The following is a 22,588-nucleotide window of genomic DNA, read 5'->3' as shown; positions in this document are numbered from 1 at the left end:
CGCGCTGCGTCGACGGGGGTCTGATCCCGTCATCGGACTGTCATGACATCTGCAAACCTGATCATCGCAGCGCCGGTGCCCGGCGATATGAATCCTAAGCCGGCATCGTGCTTCGCGATGCTCGGATCGAGCCCGCCTGGCCATGCGGGGAAACCCTGTGAGCCTCTCGATATTTTCCTGAGCGCCATAAAAATCTGACGGCAGGCTCGATTTGGGCAGAGAGTTCAGTCCCGCGGTCTCCGCCATCGCCCGTCAACGGAAAAGGCCGCCGGGTCGCGGGACCCGGCGGCCTTCTGCAAAAGTGGTGTGGCGGGAAGGCGCCCGGCCTATTGCGGCGGCGGTGTTTCCGGGGCGGGCGCATCCGGTGGCGGAGCGGCAGGCGAGGCCAGTTCCGAGGTCACCCGTGTGAGTTCCGGGTAGCTCTCGACGACGTGGGCGCCCGCCAGCGGTTTGCTCTGCCCGTTGTGGCAGGTGGTGCAGTTCAGCTTGGGCGCATCCCCGGTGGGGCCGAGCCGGTTGGCCGGGAAGGTCGTGGTCAGCGGCTCGATGTAGTCGCCGTTGAGGTCACGCACCATCCGGATGGCGTGCCAAGCCAGGGTCCGCTGCGGCGTGCTCTGCGACCAGTTCGAGATCGCCCGGGTGTTGTGGCAGTAGGTGCAGTTCACGCCGAGCGACGACGACATGTGAATCATCAGGCCGTAGGTCTTCTCCGCCGCCTGGATCGGCTTGCCCTTGCTCTCGGGCAGGGCCGTGGTCGCGTTCACGCGGATCAGGTTTTCGTCGGCGTCCTTCTTGCCGAAGAACTCGGTCAGCGTGTCGTAGGGCAGCGAGGCGAGACCGACCGCGGGCGAGGCCATGTTCTGCCCGTTGTTGCGGGCGATGAAGCCGGTCTTGTAGTTCGGCCCCGGATTCTGGAACCAGACGTGCTTGGGCACCGGCTGGCCGCGGTGGCAGGTGTAGCAGTTCACGCCCGCCTCGCCGACATGGTTGTCCTTCCAGGCGGTGTTGATGTGCTGCACCATCTGGATCATCCGGCGAGCAACCTTCTTCTGGTAGAGGCTGTCGTCGGCCATGTTCTCGGTGTTGTGGCAGTAGGTGCAGCCCTGTTCCGGACTGACCCACTCCGTCATCGAGACCATGAGGCGGTTGAATTCCTCGACGCTCACGTCCTTGAGGACTTGCACGTTCTCGTAGACCGCACCGGCCTTCTCGGTCCCGGCCTCGACCGGCTCGGCCGGCGCGGGCGGCACGTTGGCAGCCTTCAGGGCCGCCGCGCCCGACTTGGTCTGGATCTGATCCATGCCCGTGCCGCGGAAACCGTGCTGCTGGGCGAGGATCGGCGGTTTGGTCCAGCCCGCCGTGCCGAACTGGGCGATGGTGAGGAACAGGGCGACGACCGCGCCCGCGACGACGAGCAGCGTCTTCATGGCGTTCCCCCCGGTGTTGCGCCCGGCACGGCCAGCGGATCGGTGATCGGTCCGTAGATCTGCGGATAGGCCGGCGCCACGCCGTGCTTGACCGCCCAGAGGTACCAGTTGTCGACGACCGTGCCTGTGAGCAGGATTCCGATCCCGCCGGTCAGCGTCGTCAGCACCGCGAACCACCACGCCCAGCGGTGGACCGATTCCATCGTGGCGTTGAAGCCCATGGTCCAGCGCCAGAACAGGGCGGCGCGCTCGGTGGCGGTGCCGCGATCCACGATCTGGTCGATCTCACGCTCGGCGCCGTAGCGGCTGGTGGCGAGGATGGTGCCGCCATGCATCGCGAACAGCAGCGTCGACCCGTAGAGGAAGACGATCGAGAGCATGTGGAACGGGTTGTAGAACAGGTTGCCGTAGCGCAGCGAGAAGGCCGCGGTCCAATCGAGATGCGGGAAGAGGCCGAAGGGCACCGCCTCGCTCCACGAACCCATCAGCAGGGGGCGGATGAAGCCGAGGACGAGGTAGAGCCAGATCGCCGAGGCGAAGGCCCAGGGCACGTGGGTGCCGAGGCCGAGCGCCCGGGCGCGGCGATACATGCGCACCCACCACAGCAGGATCGAGGCGGTGAGGAAGAATCCCGCGATCAGCCACCAGCCGCCCTCGTTGAGGGGCGGAAGCACCTTGAGGCCGTATTTCGGCAGGGGGGGCTCAAGCGCCAGCCAGGGCAGCTGGCGCACGAACTGGATCGGATCCCAGTTCACGCTGGCCCACATGTTGAGGCCGATGATCTCGAAGGCGATCAGGCCGCAGGCGAAGGACAGAGCCCCGAGATAACCGCCGTAGATCGGCCCGACCTGGCTGTTGCCGATGAGGCCGAACAGGTAGCTGTTGAAGGGCCGGCCGATGCGGTTGTCGACCGCGACGGGGATGCCGCGTTCCGGCTCGACCGGGCGCACCTGCACCTGGGTGAAGATGTTCTGATAATAGGCCACGGCGTCTCCCTCCATGGACCTGCGGTTGCCCGAGGTCGCTCGCGCCGTCCTGCGCAGGGCCTCGCGCCCGGAGATCGAGTATCCGCGTCAATCCGGCCGGCGCTGCCGTCGGCCGATGCTCCGTGTCAGCGCCACACCGGCAGGTTGAGCCACCAGCCCCACCATTCCGGCCAGCCTTGCGTCCAGAACGGTCCCGAGATGACGATGCAGACCGCGCTCCAGAAACCCGCCGAGAGGGCGAGGAACAGACCGAGCCGGTGAATGCCCAGCGTGCCGATCGAGTATCCGATCGTGTCGCGGAAATAGGTATCCTCGTGCTCGGGTGTCTTCACCGTCTCGCCCTTGGCCGGATTGGTCGCGGCCAGGATCAGCGAGCCGTGGAGCGCCAGCGCGAAGGTCGTCGTGAAGAAGAAGCTCACGGCGAGCATGTGCGCTGGATTGTAGTGGAAGTGCAGGTATTGATAGCCGGTGTTCGACACCCAATCGAGGTGGCTGAGGATGCCGTAGGGAAAGCCGTAGCCCCAGGCGCCCATCAGGAACGGCCGGATCACCACCAGCGAGACGTAGGCGAAGATCGCCACCGAGAAGGCGAAGGGCACGTGGTAGCCGATGCCGAGCTTGCGGCAGATCTCGACCTCGCGCAGCGCCCACGACGAGAAGGCCCCGACGGCGCAGAAGGTGATGATCTGCCACAGGCCCCCTTCCTTCAGGGGCGCGAGCGCCAAGCCGTATTTGAGGTCGGGGGGCGCGATGTTGATCTGCCAGATGTTCCAGGTCGGGCCGATCGCGGCGCCGTAGAGGATCAGTGCGGTGCCCAGCACCGAGAAGAAGATCGTCGTGACACCGAAGAAGCCGACGTAGAACGGACCCACCCAGAAATCGAACAGATCTCCGCCGATGAGGGTGCCGCCGCGGACCCGGTATTTACGCTCGAAGCTCAGCATCGCCATGGCGGAGGCTCCCGCGAGGAGGAGGAAGAGGGCCGGGGCGGGCATGGGCGCCCGCCCGCGGCAAGACCGGATTCGAGCCGGTCAGCCCGGCATCGTCGGGAGGACGAGGCTGTGGGCGGCGGCGGCACGCGCGTCCTTCGGGCCTTCCAGCCAGTTGAACCGGTCGGTGCTGAGCAGGATGAAGTGAATCAGCAGCGCCAGGACGAACAGGAAGGTGAAGAGCGCGACGAGGGTCCGCCGCGGATCGAAGAGAAGCCAGATCTTGTGCATCGCGCGTCTCCTCAGCCGATCATCGAGACGAGGCCGGTGGCCGCGTTCGTCACGCCGTCGAGCAGGGCGTAGCCCTTCTCGCCGGGGAGCCAGGGCCGCCACAGCCAGACGAGGATGTGGGCGACCACGGCGATTGCCGTGAAAATGATGAAGCTCGTCAGGAAGATCGCGTGAAATTCCTTGGCTTCGGGTTCCGTCAGCCCGGACAGGCTGCTCGGTCTCTCGGTTGTCACTCCGTTGGCCATCGATCGAACCTCCGCTGTTAGGCCGCGCAGCTGGCGCGGCGGGTGGCGCCGTGACTCGATGACATCACGGCGCAGGGTCCCCCGTGGCACCGCACGGAAGTTCTTGAGACGTTGCCGCTTCGTCCCGAACGGCGGTGGCCGTCCACTGGGATGGGACGCTGCGAAACCGGTCGTTATCCCATGAAGGCGAAGGGGATCGCCGACACTGCCATCGCCTTGGCCTCGCCGAAGACCGAGCGGCGCACGGGCGGCAGGCCGCGCCGGGGCGCGCTCCCCGCCGGCAGCAGACGCTGCGCCAGGGCGGCGGCCAGGAAGAACGGGTAGGTCGCGGCCAGGATGATCCTGAACTGAAGCGCCTCGCTGTGCAGGCGCGACGACGCGGGCATCGATCGTTGCAGGGCAACTCTCATGACGGCTCTCTCCGCAGGCTGTCCGGGGCCACGAGGCACCGAGGGGTGAAGGGAATGGAGGGCCGCGCTCATGCCGCGGCTCCCAGGCTGAGATCGGCCTGCGCCCGCTCGACATGGGCGGCGGCGACGCGGGACGCGGTGTCCCGGCGCGCCGCGCGCTCGGCGGCATCGCGCAGGCGCTTGGCGGCGGAGATGCGGGTCAGGACCGGATGCGCTTCGACGAGGCTGTCGAGGCGGGCGCGAGCGGCCTCGTCCCAGGGCAGTTCGCGATGCGTTCGGGCGGGGGTGGCTTCCACCGCATCCATGTCGCGGGCGAGCGGCAGGATGTGGAAGAGCATGTCGAACAGGGCGTTGCAGACTTCTTGGACGAGGTAGGTCGCGCCCGCATAGCCCATGAAGGGCGTGCCGGTGTGCCGCCGGATGATCGCCCCGGGGAACGAGGCCGGCACGTAGGCCGCGCGGCCGCCGGTCTCGGCGAGGTACATGCGCTCGTTGAAGGATCCGAACAGGACGAGCGGCGGGTTCGTCCGGATCGCCTCGCGCACCGCCGCGTTGTCGGGCTTCTGGCCGGCGGTCCGCGCGAAGGCGAAGTGGCAGGGCAGGCCCATCTCCTCTTCGAGGAAGTGGCGCACGCCGCGGGCGTAGGTCTCGGTCGCGACGATGCCGAAGCTGGCGGTCGCGAAGAAGTCCTGCGTCACCGAGCGCCACAGATCCCAGACCGGCTTGATCGTGGTGTGGCGCTCGCGCTCGATGAAGGGCTCGGGATCGAGGCCGAGGATCTCGCCGAGCGAGCGGAGGAACTTGGTGGTCGAGAGTAGGCCGATCGGCGCCTGGAGATAGGGCCGCTCCAGGCTCTCGCAGAGCAGGCGCCCGAACTCGCGGTAGAGGCAGATATTCGCGTCCGCGTTGACGAGCTTGGGCACGTCGGCCAGATGCGCGCCGAGCGGGAAGGTGAGGTTCACCTCGGCCCCGATGCCCTCGACGAGACGGCGGATCTCGGCCAGATCCGAGGCCATGTTGAAGGTGCCGTAGGCCGGGCCGACGATGTTGACCCGGGGACGCTCGCCCGGCTTGCGCTCGGGGCGGGCCGGAATGCCCTTCTTGGCGAAGCGCCGGGCGCCGTATTCCTGCCAGAGCCAGCTCATCGCCCGGTCGGCGGATTGCCACTGGTCCTCGTCGATGGTGCGCGGCAGGAAGCGCTGGAGCCCCGTGCCCTCGGGCGTGACGCCGCCACCGATCATCTCGGCGATGGATCCCGTCACCACGACGCTCGGCTGGCCCGGATCGAGCGTGCCGTGCGCTCGCTTCATCGCGCCTTCGGTGCCGTGGCGGCCGAGTTCCTCCTCTGCCAGCCCCGTGACCACGATGGGCAGTTCGTGGGGCGGCAACGCGTCGGTGTAGTGCAGGACCGAGGTGACCGGCAGGTTCTCGCAGCCCACGGGGCCGTCGATGACGACCTGCAGCCCCTTGATCGCCGTGAAGACGTAGACTGCGCCCCAGTAGCCGCCGGCGCGATCGTGATCGAGGACGAGCATCACGCCATCTCCCCGATCGGTTTCTCGGGAGCCTGCACCTTCGGCGCGGCCTTCGCACGCGGCACCTCCTGCCAGATCCCGGAGGCGTGGCCGGTGCCGACGCCCTCGAAGAAGGCGCGCATCGCATCGAAGCGTGGGCGGTTGGCGAGCGCGGCGTTGACGATCCGGGCGAGCGAGCCCGCTCCGGCCGCGCCCATCAGGGGCCGGGCCGAGATGAGGTTGGTGAAGTACAGGGCCGGCGTCCCCGCCTCCTTGGCCCGCTGCACCACCGGCGTGGTGCCGATGGCGAGATCCGGCCGGTATTCGTGGAAGGCGGCCAGGTCGTCCTCGAGCGAGGCGCGGTAGCGGATCGGAACGCCCCGCTCCTCCAGCCAGACCCGATCGGACTCCGACCAGGGCGTGCGCGGACAAGCGGTGCCGACATAGGCCACCTCGGCGCCGCTCTCGACGAGCAGGCGCGCGACCAGAAGCTCCGAACCCTCGTAGCCGGAGAGCGTGATGCGTCCGCGGATCGGCGCGGCGGCCAGGGCGCCGCGGATCGCCGGCAGCAGCCGGTTCTGGGCCGCCGCGACCGTCTCCCGCTTCACGTCGCAGGCGTTGCCGATCGCCGCGAGCCAATCGGCGGTGCCGTCGTGGCCGACGGGGGCGGAGCCCACCACCGGCCGCCCGGCCGCTTCGAACTCGCGCACGCTCGCGGTGTAGAACGGGTGGATCGCCGCCACGGCCGCGGCGTCGAGCGCGCCGTAGAGTTCGCGCCATTCGCGCGTCGGCACCACGGGGCCGGCGGCGAGGCCGAGCGGTTCGAGCAGGCCGCCGATCACCACCGGATCGGCCGGAAACATCTCGCCGAGCAGGGCCACGGCCGGCCGCTCCGAGCGCCCGCCCCGGGGGGCCTGGACCGGGCCGTGCTCGGCCTCGCGACGGGCGAAGGCCAGCATGGCGCCGGCCAGCACGTCCTTGGCCTCGGCATGGGTCGGCACGCCGAAGCCCGGCACGTCGATCCCGATGACGCGAACTCCATCGATCTCCTTCGGCAGCAGCCGCAGCGGCACGCCGGAGGCGGTCGGAACACAGAGATTGATGACGACGATGGCGTCGTAGGCCTCGGGTCGGGCGGAGGCGTGGACGGCCTCGCGGATGTCCTCGAACAGCTTGCCCGTGACCAGGGTCTCGGAATTGAACGGGACGTAGCCGACGCTGCGGCGCGCGCCGTAGAAATGCGAGGTGAAGGTGAGCCCGTAGACGCAACAGGCGGAGCCCGACAGGATCGTCATCGTGCGCCGCATGCGCAGGCCGACGCGCAGGGAACCGAAGGCCGGGCACATGCTCTGCGGCTGGTCGTGGGGGCCGGTCGGATAATCCTGCTTCAGCTGCTCCAGCGTGCGCGACATCCCGGCGGCTTCGGCGGCCGCCCGCATCGCGTCCCGTCCGGCGTGGCAGCCCAGGCCGTCCCCCTGGATCGCGGCGAGATTGACCGGCTCCGCCGGGCGGCGGGCGCGAAGGTCGGCGATGTCGAGCGCGACGGCCATGCCTCAAACCTCGTCGTAGACGATTTCGAGGGACGGCTTGGCGAGCGAGACCCGCCCGCACATGTCTTCGAGCGTGGCGGGCTCCAGCACCACGTCGCGCCCGGTCGCCGCGCTGGAGAAGAGGCCGAGCAGCCCGTCCTGCGTGAGCGGCGTCGGCCGGTGGGGCGCCGCCTCGGCCACGTTCTGCGCGAGGTCGGAAAAGAGCGATCCCCAGCGCCCGTCCGGCCGGCCGATGATCTCGTAATTCGCGCTCTTGCGGCGGATGTCGTCGTCGGCCGGGATCGAGGCGAGGACCGGGATGCCGGCCGCCTGCGCGAAGGCCTGCGCCTCGCCGGTCCCGTCATCCTTGTTGATGACCAAGCCACCGACGCCGACATTGCCGCCCATCTTGCGGAAGTATTCGACCGCCGAGCAGACGTTGTTGGCGACGTAGAGCGATTGCAGATCGTTCGAGCCGACGACGATGACCTTCTGGCACATGTCCCGGGCGATCGGCAGGCCGAAGCCGCCGCAGACCACGTCGCCGAGGAAGTCGAGCAGGACGAAGTCGAAACCCCATTCGTGGAAGCCGAGCTTTTCGAGCAGCTCGAAGCCGTGGATGATGCCTCGTCCGCCGCAGCCGCGCCCGACTTCGGGTCCGCCGAGCTCCATCGCGTAGACGCCGTCGCGCTTGAAGCAGACGTCGCCGATGGCGACCGGCTCGCCCGCGAGCTTCTTCTTGGTCGAGGTCTCGATGATGGTCGGGCAGGCTCGGCCGCCGAAGAGGAGCGAGGTGGTGTCGCTCTTCGGGTCGCAGCCGATCAGCAGCACCTTCTTGCCCTGTTGGGCCATCATGTAGCTGAGGTTGGCCAGAGTGAACGACTTGCCGATTCCGCCCTTGCCGTAGATCGCGATGATCTGCGTCTCGCGCTTCACGTCACCGGTGGCGACCGCATCAGGCTCGATCGCGGCCTCCTCCCGCAGCTTCGCGGCGGCGCTGAGCGCCGATTTGTTGAGCTGTAGGTTCACGAGCAGGTCCTCCAATCGAGGATCATCTTGAGGCAGGCCGGGTCGGCGAAGGCCGTGCGGTAGGCCTGTTGCGCGTCCAGCGCGGGCGCGCGGTGGGTGATGAGCCCATCGAGCGAGAGACGTCCGGCCTCGACGAGGGCCGTGACCGCTGCGAGGTCGCCCGGCCGCCATTCGGCCGAGACCCGGATGCGGGCCTCGCGCAGGAAGGCGGGCGGGAAGGCGAAGGCCAGCGGAGCCTCGTAAAATCCGGCGAGCACGATCTCGCCGCCGGGCGCGAGGCGGCCGATCAATGTATCGAGGAGGCCGGCATCGCCGCTGACATCGGTGATGGTGGCGTAATCGCGCGCCGGGTCGGCGTCGGGCGCCAGAACGGAATAGCCGAAATCGCCCCCGGCCCGGAGCGGCTCGCGCTCCCAAACCACCGGCTCGCCGCCGGCCAGAACCGTCAGGCGGGCCAGAAGCCGCCCGAGAACGCCGTGCCCGACGATCAGGCTGCGGCTTCCCGGCACGACGCCGGAAAGGGCATGGTAGGCGGTGGCCGCCAGCGCGATGAGGCAGGCGCGATCGCCCAGCGCGGCATCGACGGGAACGAGGCGGGAGGCCGGGGCGACGAGATGGGAGGCCGCGCCGCCGAACAATCCGCGCACCTCGCCAAAGCAGCGGGCGCCGGGGACGAAGACGGATTGGCCGATGCGCAGGCCGGTCTCCGGGCCGGCCTCGACCACGGTGCCGACCGACTCGTAGCCCGGCACCAGCGGGTAGCCCATACCGGGAAAGGGCGGCATCCGACCGGACCAGAGCAGGCGCTCGGTCCCGGTGCTGATTCCGCTCCAAGAGACGGCGACGGTCGCGTCGCCCGCGGCGGCAGGGGAGAGCGTGAGGCGGTTCAGCGCCAATCGCTCCGGCTGTTCAAGGACGACGGCCAAAGCCTTCATGTCCCTGCCCCCCTCGCTGTTCCCGACTCCGACCGAATGCGGAGCCGATGAATGTCATCCTAGATAGACACTTTTCTGCGTCAAGTGATCTTTACGTCAGATCGCTCGCTTTGCCGTGAGAAGGCGTGCGAGAAGCGGCCGTCGCGTCCGTCTCTCCCGAATCTCGACGAAACCGGCCGCTTCCAGCATGGCGGACAGCTCCAACGCCGTGCGCGGCCGCCCGCTGCCCATGGCCAGCAGGTAGAAGCCGAAATACGCGTCGCCGACGGGCTCGGCGCCGGGCGTGCCGGCGAAGGGCTCGGCGATCGCCACCAGCCCCCCGGGCGGCAGCGCCTCGTGGGCGGCCCGCAGCAGCATCAGGGCGACCGCATCGTCGTGATCGTGCACCACTCGCACCAGCGTGATCGCGTCGGCGCCGCGCGGCCACGGCGTGTCGGCGAAGCTCCGGCCGAAGCAGGTCGCCCGCGTGCTCAGCCCCTCGGCCCCCAGCCGGGTCTCGGCCCGCTCGGCTACGGGCGGCAGATCGAGAAGGCGCAAGGTCAGGGCCGGATGGCGGCGGCCGGCCTGTGCCAGGAAGACGCCTTCGCCTCCGCCGATATCCATCAGGCAGGTGCGGTCGGCGAGCGGTAGGGCGTCGAGCACGTCTCCGGCGATCAGGGCCTGCGAGGCGGCCATCAGGCCGCTATAAGCCGCCACCGAATCGGGACCGACCTGCTCGGCCCCGTCCGTCGCGGCGTAGGGCCAGTATCGCGCCAGCCGGGTCGCGCCGGCCGGCGCCCGTAGCAGGGCGACCGGGTCGGCGAGATCGGCGTAGAGCATCGCGTGGTGCTCGACCATCGCCGCGATCGACGGGTTGCCGACGAGGGCCGCGCCGAGATCGGCCAGGGCGAAGCGCCCATCCGGCAGCCGGGCGATCAGGTCGAGCGAGGCGGCAGCCTTCAACAGGGTAAGGGTACGGTCCGGAGGCAGGTCGAGCCGGCGGGCGATCGCGTCGGGCGGCAGCGGGCCGCTTCGTAGCAGGCCGAAGAGGTCGAGCCGGACGCAGGCGAACAGCACCTGCGCGTAGACGAAGCCGGCGCAGAGATCGAACAGCGCCCGGGTGTTGCGCCGGGCGATGCGGCGGGTGAAGGGGAACCCGGCCGCCCAGCGCTGGAAGGCGGGGTTGGCGACCGTGCCGTTGCGGAAAGCGAGCCAGCGCTCGCGCCAGCCCGGGCGCCGCCACGGCGCCGACCCGGACTGCGACATCGCGGCGGGCACCGGGCGCCTCAGGCGAGTTCGCGCAGCGAGGCGGGCAGGAACAGGCGGGTCTGCGCTTCGATCTCGGCGCGCAAGCCGGCTTGTCCCGGGCAATCGGGAATCACTTCGACCGCCTCGCGGCCGAGCCGCTTCAGCCGGTCCAGGGCGCCCTGCCTGCCGAGAAGGGCCGCCGCGTTCGGCCGCCCGAGGGTGGCGTCGCGCCCGGCCGGCTTGCCGATCTCCTCCTGGCGGCAGGCCACGTCGCGCAAGTCGTCGGCCACTTGGTAGGCCTCGCCGAGGCATTCGCCGAGCAGCCGCCACGGAAGCGGCGCGGCGCCGGCGGCGGCGGCGCCCGCGATGGTGGCCGCCGCGAACAGCGCACCGGTCTTGGCCTGCTGATACTCGACGAGATCGACGAAGGGCTCCGATTCCCAGGCCTGCCCCGCGACGATGCCCGTGGGCGAGCCGACGGCGCGGGCGACCAGCCCGACCAGGGCGGCGAGCCGCGCGGGGGAGCGGACGGCGCCGCGCGCCAGCGTCTCGAAGGCGGCGACGATCAGCGCATCGCCGGTCAGTACGGCGAGCGGTACGCCGAAGGCGGCGTGGACCGAGGGCTTCTGCCGCCGCATCGGCGCGTCGTCGAAGCAGGGCAGGTCGTCGTGAACGAGGGAGGCACAGTGTAGCAACTCGATCGCCGCCGCCGCCGCGTCGGACGCGGCCGGGTCGTCGTCGCCGCAGGCCAGAGCTACGGCGAGGCAGAGCCGCGGGCGGATACGGTGGCCGCCGGGGAAGACCGCGTAGCGGATCGCCTCGGCCAGGAGCGGCGGCGCACCCGGTGCCTCCGCATGCGCGACCGCCGCGTCGAGAACCGTTTCAATCCGCCTGCCGACATCCATGGCACTCTCCCGGTGTTAGATCATCTTGTCTTGCTCATGTGTCAGTTATGATTGACACTGTTGGGCGTCGGGATCAACGCCGATACGCAAGGGAGCGTGACGGACGTGGCGGAGAAGCGCGTCATCGTGATCGGCGCCGGCATCGGCGGGCTCTCGGCGGCGGCCAGCCTTGCCGCGACCGGGCTCGACGTGACCGTGCTGGAACGCGCCGCCACGTTGGGGGGCAAGATGCGCGCGCTGCCCGTCGGCGGCATCCCCGTCGAGGCGGGCCCGACGGTCTTCACCATGCGCTGGGTCTTCGACGAACTTTTCGCGGAAGCCGGCGCGGCATTCGATTCGGACGTGACCCTGCGGCCGGCCTCCCTGCTCGCCCGGCACGCCTGGAACGCCCGCGACCGGCTCGACCTGTTCGCCGACGTGGCCGCGTCGGCGGATGCCGTCGGCGCCTTCGCCGGTGCCCGCGAGGCCGAGGGCTACCGCCGCTTCTGTGCCCGCGCGGCGGAGGTCTACCGCACGCTGGAGGGACCGTTCATCCGCGCCGACCGGCCGAGCCCGGTCGATCTGGCCCAGCGGGTCGGGCTGTCCGGCATCGGCAGCCTGTGGCGGATCCAGCCCTTCGCCACCCTGTGGTCGGCACTCGGCGAGTATTTTCGCGATCCGCGGCTGCGGCAGCTGTTCGGTCGCTACGCGACCTATTGCGGGGCCTCGCCCTTCGAGGCGCCGGCCACGCTGATGCTTGTCGCCCATGTGGAGCAGGCGGGCGTCTGGACCGTCGAGGGCGGCTTGAGCCGGCTTGCGCAAGCGGTGGCCGGGCTCGCGGAACGGCGCGGCGCCCGCCTGCGCCTGGGCGCGAACGTCGCGCGGATCGTGACCGAGCGGGGCCGCGTCGCGGGGGTGGAACTGGCGGACGGCGAGCGCCTGCCTGCCGATGCGGTCATCGCCAACGCCGACGTCGCCGCCCTCGGGGCGGGTCTCCTTGGCACCGATGTCGCCGGAGCGGGTGACCGGGTGCCGGCCCGGGAGCGCTCGCTCTCGGCCCTGACGCTGTGCCTCACGGCGCGGGCGCGCGGCTTCGATCTCGCGCACCACACGGTGTTCTTCTCGGCGGATTACCGGGCGGAGTTCGACGCGATTCTGCGCGGCCGGCGCCTCCCGCCGGACCCGACCGTCTACGTCTGCGCGCAGGATCGCGCCGCGGACGGAGGCAGCCCCGACGGGGCGGAGCGCCTGCTCCTGCTCGTCAACGCCCCGGCCGATGGCGGGGAGCGCCGCTTCGATTCCAGGGAGATCGCCGCATGCGAAACGAACCTGATCCGCAAGCTCTCGACCTGCGGGCTCACGCTGGAGCCGACGGGGCCGGCGGTGGTGACGACGCCGAACGGCTTCGCGGCCCTGTTTCCGGGGACGGGGGGAGCGCTCTACGGGCGGGCGTCGCACGGCTGGACGGCGACCTTCAAGCGGCAGGGGGCGCGCACGCGGGTGCCGGGACTCTACCTCGCGGGGGGGAGCGTACATCCGGGGCCGGGAGTGCCGATGGCGGCGCAGTCGGGCCGGCTTGCGGCGGCGGCACTACGCGCGGACCTCGCTTCGACGGCACGGTCGCCCGGGGCGGCTATGTCTGGTGGTATGTCGATGCGGTGAGCGAGGACGGCCGGCATGGCCTGACGATCATCGCCTTCATCGGCAGCGTGTTCTCGCCCTACTACGCCTGGGACGCGGCGCGCGACCCCTTCGCCCACTGCGCCATCAACGTCGTGCTCTACGGCGAGCGCGCCAACCGCTTCGCCATGACCGAGCGCACCGCGCGCTCCCTCGCCCGCGACGCGGCGAGCTTCAGCCTGGGGCCGTCCTCGCTCGAATGGGACGGCAGCGTGCTGACGATCCGCCTCGACGAGCGCTCGGCGCCGATCCCCCACGCGGTGCGCGGGACGGTGCGGGTGCGCCCGCGGGCGCTCACGGCCCAGCCCTTCACTCTCGACGCGCCGGGCCTGCACCGCTGGTGGCCGATGGCGCCGGATTGCGAGGTCGAGGCGGCGTTCACCGCCCCCGATCTGGCGTGGCGGGGCAGCGGCTACCACGACACCAACGACGGCGATGGCGCGCTGGAGGATTCGTTCACGGACTGGACTTGGTGCCGCGCGCCGTTGAAGGCCGGGTCGGCGATCCTCTACGACGTGCGACGCCGGGACGGCAGCGGCCAGAACCTCACGCTCCGCTTCGGCGCGGACGGCGCGCGCCGCGAGATGCGCCCGCCGCTCGAGGCGTCCCTGCCGCCGACCGGTCTCTGGCGGATGCCCCGCGCGACCCGCAGCGACGACGGGCGGGCGAGCGTGACCCGCACCTTCGAGGACACGCCGTTCTACGCCCGGTCGCTGCTGGCCTCGACGTTGGACGGCGAGGCCGTGCGGCCGGTCCACGAGAGCCTGTCGCTCGACCGCTTCCGCAACCCGCTGGTGCGGCTGATGCTGCCGTTCCGGATGCCGCGCCGGATCGGCTGAAGGATCAGCCGGCCTCGGCTCCGGCCTCGTCCTTGCGCTCGTGGCGCAGCAGCAGGGGGGTCTGTGCCAGGGCGAAGGCGATGGTGAGCGGCATAATGCCGAACACCTTGAAGTTCACCCAGAAATCCTCGGTCTGGGTCCGCCAGACCACCTCGTTGAGGACGGCGAGCGCGAGGAAGAACAGGCCCCAGCGGAAGGTGAGCTTGCGCCAGCCCTCCTCGGTCAGCGCGAACATGCTGTCGAGCACGACCGAGAGCAGCGAGCGGTTGAAGAGCAGCCCACCGAGGAGGACGAGGCCGAACAGCGTGTTCACGATGGTCGGCTTCATCATGATGAAGGTCTTGTCCTGAAGCGCCAGCGTCAGGCCGCCGAACACCAGCACGACCACGCCGGAGACGAGCGGCATGATCGGGAGCCGCCGCAACAGGGCGAAGTGGACGGCGAGCGCGACCGTCGTGGCGGCGATGAAGGCGCCGGTCGCCACGAACAGCTTGTCATCCGGCGCGACGCCGAGGCGCTCCGAATAGGCGTTGCCGAAGAAGAAGACGGCGAGGGGCCCCATCTCCAGCGCCAGCTTGAGCAGGGGCGGCAGGTGCCGTTTGGGCGGAACGCTCTCGACCTTCATGGATGACTCGCAGCTGCGGAGGTGCGGTGGGCCACCGCTTACGCCTTGGGAAGGCCGGTGATCGCCCGGGCGAAGTCCCGCGCGGCGAAGGGCTCCAGATCCTCGACGCCCTCGCCCACGCCGATGAAGTGAACGGGCAGGCCGAACTTGGCGGCGAGTGCCACCAGAATACCGCCCCGCGCCGTTCCGTCGAGCTTCGTCATCACGAGGCCCGAGACCGGTGCGGCCTGCGAGAACAGCTCGACCTGGCTGAGCGCGTTCTGACCCACGGTCGCGTCGAGCACCAGCAGGGTGGCGTGCGGTGCCTCAGGGTCGAGCTTGCGGATGACGCGGACGATCTTTTCCAGCTCCGCCATCAGCCCGGCCTTGTTCTGAAGCCGGCCGGCGGTGTCGATCAGGAGCACGTCGGTGCCGGCCTCCCGTGCCTCCTTCAACGCGTCGAAGGCGAGGCCCGCCGCGTCCGAGCCCTGGGCGCGGCTGATGACGGGGGTGTTGGTGCGCTCCCCCCAGACCCGGAGCTGCTCGATCGCGGCGGCCCGGAAGGTGTCGCCGGCGGCCAGCATCACGCTGCGCCCCTCGGCCCTGAACTTCAGGGCGAGCTTGCCGATCGTGGTGGTCTTGCCGGCGCCGTTCACACCGACCGTCAGGATGACGTAGGGCTTCTTGGCCGAATCGATGCTGATCGGCAGGGCCACGGGCTCCAGCGCCCGCTCGATCTCGGTCGCGAGGATGGCACGCACCTCGTCGGGGGAGATGCCCTTCTCGTAGCGGCCCTTGCCGACCGCCTCCGACATGCGCATCGCGGTCTCCATACCGAAATCGGCCTGGATCAGCGCGTCCTCCAAGTCCTCCAGCGTCGTGGCGTCGAGCTTGCGCTTGGTGAAAAGGCCCGTCACCCGGTCCGACAGCGCCGAGGAAGTGCGCCGCATCCCGTCGGTGAGCCGCGACCACCAGCCCCGCTTCTCCGTGCCGACGACGGCGCCGGACACGGCGTCGCTCGCCAGCGCGGCCGCGGAATCGACCGGCTGGATGTCGGTCTCGGCCGGCGGCTGCGCCTCCGACAGGGGCGGCGTTTCCTCCGCCTCGCCCCCGGTCAGGCGCGACCACCAATTCCGCTTCTCGCCCGCATCGGTGGGAGCGGCCTCGTCTTCGATGGGGGCAGTCGCCTCATCCACGGTTCGGCTCGGCGAAGCGGCCTCGTCCTCCTCCGGCTGCGGCGCCTCGCCCGAGGGCGGCTGCGGCTCCGGCTGGAGGTCGGCGCCCTCCACCTCGTCGGGGATGCGGTTCTTGTCCGGATCCTCGGGCGCGGGCTCGCTGACGGGCGGCGGCACGTGGGCGACGTCGTCCGCCGCGGTGGTGAAGTCCGGCAGACCCTCGGATTCCGAGGCCGGCGAGGTCGGCGGCGGCGTCACGGCCTCCTCGGCCGGCCTGGTTTCGGGGGCGCCCTTTCGTCCGAACAGGCGTCCGAACCAGCCGGGCTTCTCGTCGTCGCTCATCCTCGACCCTTGTTCGAACCTGCCTGAACCTTGCTCGGGGCGACCCGGCGCTCTAGCCCGGGAGCATGAGCCCGCCAGACACAGCACCGAGCCGCCCCCAAGCGGAGATAGGTCTTTCCCTTCTCTACCGCGATGCCCTGATGCTCGTCATCGACAAGCCGGCGGGTCTGCCAGTGCATCCGGGGCCGAAGGGCGGCCCGACGCTCACCGACCATCTCGATTCCCTGCGCTTCGGCCTGCCGCGCCGCCCGGAGGCTGCGCACCGGCTCGACCGCGACACCTCGGGTTGCCTCGTGCTCGGCCGCCACGCCAAAGCGCTCGCCCGTCTGAACCGCCTGTTCGCCGACGGCAAGGTCGACAAGCGCTATTGGGCATTGGTGGAGGGCGGTCCGGTCGAGGACGAGGGACGCATCGACCTGCCGCTCGCGCGCCGCTCCGACGATCCGCGCAGCTGGTGGATGAAGACCGATCCGGCCGGGTCGCCCTCGCTGACGCTCTACCGCGTGCTCGGCCGGGGGCAGGACATGGCGTGGCTCGAACTCAACCCGGTCACGGGCCGCACGCATCAGCTGCGCGTCCACTGCGCGGCGATGGGCTGGCCGATCCGGGGCGACGCGATCTACGGCGGCGCCGGGCGCGACGGGCCTGGATTGCAACTCCACGCGCGGACCTTGAGCCTGCCGCTCTATCCCAAACGCGAGGCGATCACGGTGGAAGCACCCGCGCCGAAGCATATGCGGGAGGGGTTAACGGCCTGCGCGTGGGTGCCGGACAGCTGATCCGGCCGCCCGTCCGGAATCGCTGCCCGCAATGGTTTAGGGCCCGCCCGCCAGGGGCTGGCCGGGATCGGAAAGCTGAATCGTCCAGTTCCGCTGCTGCCCGGTATCGACCTCGATGAAGCCGTTGCGGTCGAAGCCGCGGGCCAGGCAATCCTCGACGCCCCGGATGGTGAAAGCGGTGTCGCGGGTGCACATCATCGCCCGCCCGCTCCACTCGCCGCCGCGCGTGTAGTCGACGGCGTAGAGATAGTAGAATTGCGCCGCGAGCGAGCCCTTCAGCAGGGTTTCGCAATTGCGCGGTTTGAGATCCCACCAACCCTCGGTCACCCAGCCCTGTGCGTCCCGGTAACCCAGGGTCACGCCGACCTTGCTGGCGGTCTGATTGCACAGGCGCAGATCGGCGAGGGCGGGCAGGGGGAAGAGCGTAGGCGCCGCGAGGCAGAGCCGGATGGCGGCCCTGCGCAGCGCGCGCATCCGAAAAAACTCAATCGACGAGGATGACGCGGCAGTCGTTGACATTGGTCCGAGTGGGGCCGGGCTGAACGAGATCGCCGATCGTGGCGAAGAATCGCGTCGAATCGTTGTCGAGCAGCATCGCTTTCGGGTCGAGCCCCGCGGCGCGGGCGCGCACCAGCGTCGTGGCATCGACGAGGCCGCCCGCCGGATCGGTGGCGGCGCCGCGACCGCCATCGGTGCCGTCGGTGTCGGCGGCGATGCCGGCGATCCCCTCGGCTCCGTCGAGCGCGATGGCAAGCGCCAAGGCATATTCCTGATTGGGACCGCCGTCGCCCTCGCCGCGGATGGTGACGGTGAGTTCGCCTCCGGAGATGAGCGCCACGCGCCGCCCCGCCTGCCGCGCCTCGAGCGCCAGCCGGGCGTGCTCGGCCGCGACCTCCCGGGCCTCGCCTTCGAGGTCGGCCCCCAGCATTACCGGCTCGTAGCCGGCCCGCCGCGCGGCCTCGGCCGCCGCTTCGAGCGCATCGATCGGTCGGGCGATGATGCGGTACTCGGCCCGGGCGAAGGCCGGGTCGCCCGCCTTCGGGGTCTCGTTGGCCGGATCGTTCAAGAGCGCCAGCGCGGATTCGGGCAGGTTGATGCCGCGGCGCTCGCAGATCGCCCGAGCGTCGGCAAGGGTCGAGGGATCGGGCACGGTCGGGCCGGAGGCGATCACGGACGGGTCGTCGTGCGGCACGTCGGAGATCGCGAGCGTCAGGATCGACTTGGCGTTGCGGGCGGCCACCGCGAGCCGGCCGCCCTTGATGCGCGAGAGGTGCTTGCGCACCGCGTTGATTTCGTTGATCGGCGCACCCGAGCGCAGCAGCGCCTTAGTGATCGCCTGCTTCTCGGGAAGCCTCAGCGCCCCGGCCGGGGCGATCCAGTTCGCCGAGCCGCCGCCGGAGAGCAGCACCAGCACCTCGTCCTCGGGGCCGGCGCTCTCGGCGATGGCGAGCGCCTTGCGGGTGGCCTCGATGCCGGCCGCGTCGGGGACGGGATGGCCCGCCTCGACCATGCGGATGCCGGGCGCTTCCTCACCGTAGCCGTGGCGGGCGACCGCGAGGCCGACGATGCGGTCCTCCGGCACGCCGTGCTCCTGGCGGTAGAAGCGGCTCGCCACCGCGGCCATGCTGCCGCCCGCCTTGCCCGCGCCGAGGATGATGAGCCGCCCCGGCGTCGGCGCCGGGAGGTGCCCCACGAGGCACTTGCGCGGATGGGTGGCGGCGATCGCCTCGTCGAGGATCGACGAGAGGAGGGCACGACGCTCCGCGTTCGCCGGATCGGTCGGGGCAGGGGCGGACACGGGCGTCGCGGTCATGAGCGTCCTCGCACGGTTCTTGTTTGAGCCTGTGCTTGCCCGAGCCTCGCCGTGTCGGCAAGCCTCCGCCGTTTCACAAAACTTTCGCGATCCCAGGCATTCTTTTTGACCCGCGCCGCCTTCTCCCGCATGTCCGCCTTGCATTGAGACGCTGCACCCTTCCGATCTCGCCGCGCCGGCCCAAATAGTCGCCATGCTGTCGATCGAACCCGAGACCCGAAATCTTTCCGAACATCCCGTCGAGTGCATCGAAGGCGATTCTTCCCGCGGTCTGCTGCTCGTCTGCGAGCACGCCTCGAACGCGGTGCCGGAGAATCTGCATCGCCTCGGCGTTCCGGAAGCGGAATTCTCCCGTCACATCGCCTACGACATCGGCGCCGCGGCGGTGACGCGCCGGCTGGCGCACCTGCTCGGCGTGCCGGCGGTGCTGACGCGGTTCTCGCGTCTCATCATCGATCCGAACCGGGGCCGCCTCGATCCGACCCTGGTGATGCGGCTCTCCGACGGTGCGATCGTTCCGGGCAACGCCCGCATCGACGCGGCCGGCATCGCCGAGCGCATCCGCCGCTTCTACGTGCCCTTCGACCGGGCAGTGGACGAGGCGGTCGCCCGTGCCGAGGCGGCGGGGGCGAGCCCGATGTTCCTGACCATGCACAGCTTCACGCCGTTCTGGCGCACCGTCGCCCGGCCCTGGCAGGTCGGCATCCTCTATGACGGTGACGAGCGTCTGAGCCGGCCGGTGATCGAGGCGCTCGAGGCCGATCCGGCGGGGCTCTGCGTCGGCGATAACCAGCCCTATGGCGGCGGCCTGCCCGGCGACACGATCGACCGCCACGCCACCGCCCGCGGATTGCCGAACGCGCTGGTCGAGATTCGGCAGGATCTGATCGGCGGACCCGAGGGACAGGAGGAATGGGCGCAGCGCTTCGCCCGCCTCCTGCGGCCGATGCTGCGCCCGGCCGCTTGACGGGCGGTCCGCGCGGGACGACCTCAGCCCCATCTCAAGGCGAAGACCCTCTCCAAGGAGCCTCCCATGTCCGGCATCGATCCCGCCACGCAGACCGAGCTGGAGGCGGCCGTCTTCCGCCGCCTCGTCTCGCACCTGCGCAATCGTACCGACGTTCAGAACATCGACCTGATGAATCTGGCCGGCTTCTGCCGGAACTGCCTATCCAACTGGCTCAAGGACGCGGCGGACGAGCGCGGCCTCGATCTGAGCAAGGATCAGAGCCGCGAGCACGTCTACGGCATGCCCTACGAGGAGTGGAAGCGGCAGCACCAGCAGGAGACCAGCCCGGAGCAGCGGGCCCGCTTCTCGGACGCGCAGAAGGCCGGCCACTGAGGCACGAATGGCCCGGTCGCGCATCAACGAGCGGGTAAGGTTGATCGCGTAATCCCGGGACATCCGGCGTGAGCCATCGGGCCCACGCCTTCCCTCGCGTGAAGGAGCGCCGCCATGGCCGCCTCGCCTGCCCCCGCCGTCGACCCGTCCTCGGTCGCCGCCGACCAGCTCAAGAGCATCATCGAGCGCATCGAGCGCCTCGAAGAGGAGAAGGCCGGCATCGCGGGCGACATCAAGGACGTCTATGCCGAGGCCAAGGCCAACGGCTTCGACGTGAAGGTGCTGCGCAAGATCATCTCCCTGCGCAAGCGCGACCACGACGAGCGCCAGGAGGAGGAGGCGATCCTCGAACTCTACCTCCAGGCCCTCGGCATGGCGTAGGACTCAACCGGCTTTCGGCTGATAGCTTCGGTCTCTTCCTTCGTCCTTGCGAGGCGAAGCCGTGGCAATCCAAGGCTCCGCACCTTCCGGACAGGTCGCGCTCTGGGTCGCTTCGGCTCCGCCTCGCGATGCCGCAGCGAGGCGACGGCCGAGGCGACCCGGCGTAGGGCCTTTGCGAGAAGACGGTGCCCGGCCTTGCCTCGGCCGCGCGTCGCGAAAACGGACGCATGATCACGCTTCCGGCGACGGAAAGCGGATATTGCCGTCCAGTAGGCCTGCCAGCACCACCGCGATGCCGCCGGACTCGAGCATCCATTCGAGCCGGTGGTCGCGATAATCGCGGCGCCGGCCGCCGCCATCGCTGCGGCGGCGACGAACTCGGCGAAGGTGAGCGCGACCGACGGCCTCCCGCACACCCGCGCGTGTCAGCGGGTAAGCGTCGTTCCAGGCTCCGGAGCCTGGCCGTCATGGACTGAACGGTCGACCATCGCCGCCGCAGGCCGGCTGCCGTCAATACAGGCGGGGCTGCCCCTGGGCCGCCGCGCCCGTGAAGCGCCCGGCGGGCGGCGTCTCCACCCGCGACCGCATCGAGAAGCGGCCCGCGACCGTGTCGGAGGAGGGGAGGCGCAGCGCCTCCGCTGGCAGCGCTTCGTCGGGACGCGGGCGGGCGAGCGCCACGCGGACGGGGATTGTCGGAGCCGCCGGCTCCGAGGCGCCCTGCATCGAGGCGAAGAACAGGCCGCGCAGCTGCTCGCGCGGGTCGGCATCTGCCGGCACGAGCCGCACCTGCGTGACCGTTTCGACGGTCGGGGAGGGCGGCTCGGTGCCCGCCTGCGCCACGGTGATCATGCGTCCGAGGCCCTCGCCGGTGAGGGAGGCGAGCTGAACCGGTCGCTGCGGCGGAAGCGGGATGGTCAGGGCGGTTGCGACGATTGCGAATTCCGAAGGCCGGCGCGGCGGCAGCGGCGCGACGACCGCCTGCTCGGTCTCGCCGGTCAGCAATTCCTTGGCCGAGGCGCCGTCCCGGCGCAGGCTCGTCGCGCGTAGGGTCTCGGTCGCGTTCGGCGCGGCGTAGGCCATGGCCTGCGCGGTCCCGGTACCGTCGGTCGGGTCGGCGCTCGCCACCGCGATGCTGGGCTTGGCCCGCGCCTTCGACGGAGCGGGCGCGTTGGCGAGCGCGGCCGGCGGCGCATCGGTCGCGCCGCCGCCGAACAGCGAGGCGAAGAATCCCTTGAGGCCCGGACCGTCCTCGATTTCCTCGGCACTGGCGAGCGCCGTGTAGCCGAGTACCGTGCCGCCCCGGGCCAGGATCTCGGCGCGGGCCTCCTCGTAGCGGGCCAGCGGCTTGCCGTCGGCGGGCAGGTGGACGGTCTTTCCGTCCGGGAAGAGGCGGGCGAGCTGGTCCTGGGTCATGCGCGGCCAGGAGCGCACCGAGCCGACATCGAGATGCACGAACGGCGAGCCCGAGCGCGGATACCAGCCGACGCCGCCACGCTGAAGCCGCATGCCGGCGGCGCGGATCTGATCGATCGAAGCGTCGGTGATGAAGAAGTCCATCGCCTTGCCGAGCATGTGCTGGCTGGTCTCGGCCACGCCCGAGGAGCGGCGGCGCAGCATCCCGTTGGTCTTCGGGCTGCGATAGCCGGAAACGATGCGCAGCGGCGCGCTCGAACCGATGGAGCGCTGCGCCTCCCAGACGACATCGAACAGGCGCGGGTCCATCTTGATGGACTCGTTCTCGCGCCAGTCGCGCAGGAGCCAATTGAGCTGGTCGAGGGCGGCGCGGTCGAAGCGCCCGTCGCGCTTGAACGTGACCGTCAGGGTCTCGCCGGTATGCTCGTGCGCCAGCGACAGGCTGCGGGTGTCGCCGTTGGCCGCCGCATCCTGGGTCTCGACGGTGCCGGCCAGCAACAGGGCCGCCACGGCGCCGAGGGCGGAGGACAGGCGCTTCAGGCGCGGCGAACGTGCGGGACGGTTCGGGGGCAGGCAATCCCGGATCGTGCGCAGCATAGCCTCAGCCCTCGCGGGACGGCTCGACATCGGCGATGTCGCGGTGGCGCGGGTTTCGAGGACCGGGAAAGGCGGGTCGTCGGGCCCGTGCTGCTTGCCGTCTCCAACGACGGCTAAGGGCCAACCGTGGCAAAAACGTGCCTCGCAAGAGTGCCGCCGCACGCTGTCCCGCGTGGATCGACATTCCAGGCCTCATGTCCGCGCCGTGGCGCGGCCG

General features: G+C 70.4%; 24 protein-coding genes. 6 read left to right on the top strand and 18 right to left on the bottom strand.

The genetic code is table 11. From position 1 onward, the window contains the following. Positions 1–326 precede the first annotated feature (326 nt). From pufC to BY998_RS02760, 12 genes are all read right to left on the bottom strand, one after another. Positions 327–1,427: a photosynthetic reaction center cytochrome PufC gene (gene pufC, locus BY998_RS02815; protein ID WP_110350077.1), complete on the bottom strand. Its 1,101-nt coding sequence runs from the start codon at positions 1,425–1,427 to the stop codon at positions 327–329. Further along, complete coding sequence (gene pufM / locus BY998_RS02810; RefSeq protein ID WP_110350259.1) at positions 1,424–2,413, bottom strand: photosynthetic reaction center subunit M; 990 nt, start codon at positions 2,411–2,413, stop codon at positions 1,424–1,426. The genes pufC and pufM overlap by 4 nt, the downstream gene beginning before the upstream one ends. 125 nt (positions 2,414–2,538) lie before the next feature. Further along, positions 2,539–3,363 (bottom strand): photosynthetic reaction center subunit L, encoded by an 825-nt coding sequence (gene pufL, locus BY998_RS02805; protein WP_110350258.1) that lies wholly within the window; start codon positions 3,361–3,363, stop codon positions 2,539–2,541. Positions 3,364–3,444: 81 nt separating this feature from the next. Next, on the bottom strand, positions 3,445–3,633 hold the full coding sequence (gene pufA, locus BY998_RS02800) for a light-harvesting antenna LH1, alpha subunit (protein WP_110350076.1): 189 nt from the start codon (positions 3,631–3,633) through the stop codon (positions 3,445–3,447). 11 nt (positions 3,634–3,644) lie between these two features. Further along, the gene (gene pufB / locus BY998_RS02795; RefSeq protein WP_110350075.1) at positions 3,645–3,878 is read right to left on the bottom strand and encodes a light-harvesting antenna LH1, beta subunit; all 234 of its coding nucleotides are present in this window, start codon (positions 3,876–3,878) and stop codon (positions 3,645–3,647) included. Positions 3,879–4,051: 173 nt separating this feature from the next. Further along, positions 4,052–4,288: a hypothetical protein gene (locus BY998_RS02790; protein WP_110350074.1), complete on the bottom strand. Its 237-nt coding sequence runs from the start codon at positions 4,286–4,288 to the stop codon at positions 4,052–4,054. A gap of 68 nt (positions 4,289–4,356) precedes the next feature. Next, positions 4,357–5,823 (bottom strand): chlorophyllide a reductase subunit Z, encoded by a 1,467-nt coding sequence (bchZ, locus tag BY998_RS02785; RefSeq protein WP_110350073.1) that lies wholly within the window; start codon positions 5,821–5,823, stop codon positions 4,357–4,359. Beyond that, positions 5,823–7,352: a chlorophyllide a reductase subunit Y gene (bchY, locus tag BY998_RS02780; RefSeq protein ID WP_110350072.1), complete on the bottom strand. Its 1,530-nt coding sequence runs from the start codon at positions 7,350–7,352 to the stop codon at positions 5,823–5,825. The genes bchZ and bchY overlap by 1 nt, the downstream gene beginning before the upstream one ends. Positions 7,353–7,355: 3 nt before the next feature. Then, entirely contained in the window at positions 7,356–8,360 is a 1,005-nt protein-coding gene (locus tag BY998_RS02775) for a chlorophyllide a reductase iron protein subunit X (RefSeq protein WP_110350257.1), read from the bottom strand. Then, complete coding sequence (gene bchC / locus BY998_RS02770) at positions 8,357–9,295, bottom strand: chlorophyll synthesis pathway protein BchC (protein ID WP_110350071.1); 939 nt, start codon at positions 9,293–9,295, stop codon at positions 8,357–8,359. The genes BY998_RS02775 and bchC overlap by 4 nt, the downstream gene beginning before the upstream one ends. A gap of 96 nt (positions 9,296–9,391) precedes the next feature. Next, positions 9,392–10,540, bottom strand: a complete 1,149-nt coding sequence (locus BY998_RS02765; RefSeq protein ID WP_110350070.1) for a methyltransferase — start codon at positions 10,538–10,540, stop codon at positions 9,392–9,394. Positions 10,541–10,560: 20 nt separating this feature from the next. Then, on the bottom strand, positions 10,561–11,427 hold the full coding sequence (locus BY998_RS02760; protein ID WP_110350069.1) for a polyprenyl synthetase family protein: 867 nt from the start codon (positions 11,425–11,427) through the stop codon (positions 10,561–10,563). 105 nt (positions 11,428–11,532) lie between these two features. Between BY998_RS02760 and crtD the strand changes: the two genes are divergently transcribed. Both crtD and BY998_RS02750 read left to right on the top strand, forming a co-directional pair. Then, the gene (gene crtD / locus BY998_RS02755; protein WP_110350256.1) at positions 11,533–13,068 is read left to right on the top strand and encodes a 1-hydroxycarotenoid 3,4-desaturase CrtD; all 1,536 of its coding nucleotides are present in this window, start codon (positions 11,533–11,535) and stop codon (positions 13,066–13,068) included. Further along, positions 13,065–13,925, top strand: a complete 861-nt coding sequence (locus tag BY998_RS02750; protein ID WP_110350068.1) for a carotenoid 1,2-hydratase — start codon at positions 13,065–13,067, stop codon at positions 13,923–13,925. The genes crtD and BY998_RS02750 overlap by 4 nt, the downstream gene beginning before the upstream one ends. Positions 13,926–13,929: 4 nt before the next feature. Here the strand turns inward: BY998_RS02750 and BY998_RS02745 are convergent, their stop codons facing one another. Continuing rightward, the gene (locus BY998_RS02745) at positions 13,930–14,550 is read right to left on the bottom strand and encodes a septation protein A (protein ID WP_110350067.1); all 621 of its coding nucleotides are present in this window, start codon (positions 14,548–14,550) and stop codon (positions 13,930–13,932) included. 38 nt (positions 14,551–14,588) lie between these two features. Next, positions 14,589–16,046 (bottom strand): signal recognition particle-docking protein FtsY, encoded by a 1,458-nt coding sequence (gene ftsY / locus BY998_RS02740; protein ID WP_110350066.1) that lies wholly within the window; start codon positions 16,044–16,046, stop codon positions 14,589–14,591. Between the two features lie 65 nt (positions 16,047–16,111). Here ftsY and BY998_RS02735 point away from each other — a divergent pair, with 65 nt between their 5' ends. Then, positions 16,112–16,825 carry an RNA pseudouridine synthase gene (locus tag BY998_RS02735; protein WP_110350065.1) on the top strand — a complete coding sequence of 238 codons (714 nt, stop codon included), beginning with the start codon at positions 16,112–16,114 and terminating at the stop codon, positions 16,823–16,825. 36 nt (positions 16,826–16,861) lie between these two features. Here the strand turns inward: BY998_RS02735 and BY998_RS02730 are convergent, their stop codons facing one another. Next, on the bottom strand, positions 16,862–17,344 hold the full coding sequence (locus BY998_RS02730; protein WP_110350064.1) for a DUF1036 domain-containing protein: 483 nt from the start codon (positions 17,342–17,344) through the stop codon (positions 16,862–16,864). Next, positions 17,310–18,638 carry a glycerate kinase gene (locus BY998_RS02725; protein ID WP_245421455.1) on the bottom strand — a complete coding sequence of 443 codons (1,329 nt, stop codon included), beginning with the start codon at positions 18,636–18,638 and terminating at the stop codon, positions 17,310–17,312. The genes BY998_RS02730 and BY998_RS02725 overlap by 35 nt, the downstream gene beginning before the upstream one ends. A gap of 193 nt (positions 18,639–18,831) precedes the next feature. On the opposite strand from BY998_RS02725, the gene BY998_RS02720 reads away from it, so the two are divergent. From BY998_RS02720 to BY998_RS02710, 3 genes are all read left to right on the top strand, one after another. Next, the gene (locus BY998_RS02720) at positions 18,832–19,605 is read left to right on the top strand and encodes an N-formylglutamate amidohydrolase (protein WP_110350063.1); all 774 of its coding nucleotides are present in this window, start codon (positions 18,832–18,834) and stop codon (positions 19,603–19,605) included. Between the two features lie 66 nt (positions 19,606–19,671). After that, positions 19,672–19,980, top strand: a complete 309-nt coding sequence (locus BY998_RS02715) for a DUF1244 domain-containing protein (protein ID WP_110350062.1) — start codon at positions 19,672–19,674, stop codon at positions 19,978–19,980. Positions 19,981–20,094: 114 nt separating this feature from the next. After that, positions 20,095–20,361, top strand: a complete 267-nt coding sequence (locus tag BY998_RS02710) for a DUF2312 domain-containing protein (RefSeq protein WP_003601858.1) — start codon at positions 20,095–20,097, stop codon at positions 20,359–20,361. Between the two features lie 231 nt (positions 20,362–20,592). Here BY998_RS02710 and BY998_RS02705 read toward each other — a convergent pair whose 3' ends face one another. Together BY998_RS02705 and BY998_RS02700 are read right to left on the bottom strand one after the other, a co-directional pair. After that, a complete protein-coding gene (locus BY998_RS02705) occupies positions 20,593–20,775 on the bottom strand; it encodes a hypothetical protein (RefSeq protein ID WP_245421454.1) in 183 nt (60 codons plus the stop codon). 96 nt (positions 20,776–20,871) lie between these two features. After that, positions 20,872–22,371, bottom strand: coding sequence for a DUF882 domain-containing protein (locus BY998_RS02700; RefSeq protein WP_110350061.1), 1,500 nt, complete (start codon positions 22,369–22,371; stop codon positions 20,872–20,874). Between the last annotated feature and the right edge of the window lie 217 nt (positions 22,372–22,588).

This window comes from Methylobacterium sp. B4, from assembly GCF_003201865.1.
Classification (GTDB): domain Bacteria; phylum Pseudomonadota; class Alphaproteobacteria; order Rhizobiales; family Beijerinckiaceae; genus Methylobacterium.
Note: the sequence above shows the minus strand (reverse complement) of the source record. Positions and strands in the feature narration are given on the sequence as shown.

Coding starts and splice junctions, on each gene's coding strand:
- BY998_RS02765 (WP_110350070.1), bottom strand. CDS start 10,540: ATGTCGCAGTCCGGGTCGGCGCCGTGGCGGCGCCCGGGCTGGCGCGAG.
- BY998_RS02735 (WP_110350065.1), top strand. CDS start 16,112: ATGAGCCCGCCAGACACAGCACCGAGCCGCCCCCAAGCGGAGATAGGT.
- bchY (WP_110350072.1), bottom strand. CDS start 7,352: ATGGCCGTCGCGCTCGACATCGCCGACCTTCGCGCCCGCCGCCCGGCG.
- BY998_RS02790 (WP_110350074.1), bottom strand. CDS start 4,288: ATGAGAGTTGCCCTGCAACGATCGATGCCCGCGTCGTCGCGCCTGCAC.
- pufB (WP_110350075.1), bottom strand. CDS start 3,878: ATGGCCAACGGAGTGACAACCGAGAGACCGAGCAGCCTGTCCGGGCTG.
- BY998_RS02720 (WP_110350063.1), top strand. CDS start 18,832: ATGCTGTCGATCGAACCCGAGACCCGAAATCTTTCCGAACATCCCGTC.
- BY998_RS02745 (WP_110350067.1), bottom strand. CDS start 14,550: ATGAAGGTCGAGAGCGTTCCGCCCAAACGGCACCTGCCGCCCCTGCTC.
- pufA (WP_110350076.1), bottom strand. CDS start 3,633: ATGCACAAGATCTGGCTTCTCTTCGATCCGCGGCGGACCCTCGTCGCG.
- BY998_RS02700 (WP_110350061.1), bottom strand. CDS start 22,371: ATGCTGCGCACGATCCGGGATTGCCTGCCCCCGAACCGTCCCGCACGT.
- bchC (WP_110350071.1), bottom strand. CDS start 9,295: ATGAAGGCTTTGGCCGTCGTCCTTGAACAGCCGGAGCGATTGGCGCTG.
- BY998_RS02725 (WP_245421455.1), bottom strand. CDS start 18,638: ATGACCGCGACGCCCGTGTCCGCCCCTGCCCCGACCGATCCGGCGAAC.
- bchZ (WP_110350073.1), bottom strand. CDS start 5,823: ATGCTCGTCCTCGATCACGATCGCGCCGGCGGCTACTGGGGCGCAGTC.
- pufL (WP_110350258.1), bottom strand. CDS start 3,363: ATGGCGATGCTGAGCTTCGAGCGTAAATACCGGGTCCGCGGCGGCACC.
- ftsY (WP_110350066.1), bottom strand. CDS start 16,046: ATGAGCGACGACGAGAAGCCCGGCTGGTTCGGACGCCTGTTCGGACGA.
- BY998_RS02760 (WP_110350069.1), bottom strand. CDS start 11,427: ATGGATGTCGGCAGGCGGATTGAAACGGTTCTCGACGCGGCGGTCGCG.
- BY998_RS02710 (WP_003601858.1), top strand. CDS start 20,095: ATGGCCGCCTCGCCTGCCCCCGCCGTCGACCCGTCCTCGGTCGCCGCC.
- BY998_RS02730 (WP_110350064.1), bottom strand. CDS start 17,344: ATGTCAACGACTGCCGCGTCATCCTCGTCGATTGAGTTTTTTCGGATG.
- pufC (WP_110350077.1), bottom strand. CDS start 1,427: ATGAAGACGCTGCTCGTCGTCGCGGGCGCGGTCGTCGCCCTGTTCCTC.
- BY998_RS02715 (WP_110350062.1), top strand. CDS start 19,672: ATGTCCGGCATCGATCCCGCCACGCAGACCGAGCTGGAGGCGGCCGTC.